Below are 536 nucleotides of genomic sequence, written 5' to 3'. Positions count from 1 at the left end.
ATAGCAGTAATTACTCCTAAATCATTACAGTTCTCATTTGCAGAGACCGAAGCAGTAAGACTTAAGTCTATAGCAGATTCTGTAATATTAAATGGTACAGTTACATTACTACATCCTGCGTTTGGACCAGACGTTTCTGTAATCAATACATAATAATTACCAAAAGGTAATGGCCCTAAATTTGCAACAGAAAGTGAGCCTCCAGCTGGAACTGTTCCAGAAACAATCGGGCCAACAGGAGCCAATGATAATGAATCAAATATTTGATAGTCTACATTAATAGTAATAGCTTCCGGGTTATTAATATTAAAAGATACATTACCATCTGCATTGCCGGTACATGTAATATTATTTGCAGTTATAGTATCGGTAGTTAGTGTTGAATTTGTTGGTATAGGCGCAGTTGCTGTTTCAAAATACGAACAACCTGTAAGCGAATCATATACAATAAAAGTATATAATACTCCAGTTGTTAAACCTGTAAAAGTTATAGAACCAGGAGAGGTTTCTAATTGCCAAGGAGCTCCTGGTGGAGG

At 36.0% G+C, this 536-nt stretch carries 1 protein-coding gene; it reads right to left on the bottom strand.

Features of this window, described 5'->3' with window-relative positions; all coding sequences use genetic code 11:
- The coding region (locus Q0997_RS20295) for a hypothetical protein (protein WP_299892553.1) at positions 1-536 on the bottom strand (536 nt) is incomplete at both ends.

This window comes from uncultured Lacinutrix sp., assembly GCF_947500325.1.
Classification (GTDB): Bacteria; Bacteroidota; Bacteroidia; order Flavobacteriales; family Flavobacteriaceae; genus Lacinutrix.
This window is presented reverse-complemented; position numbering and strand designations above follow the sequence as displayed.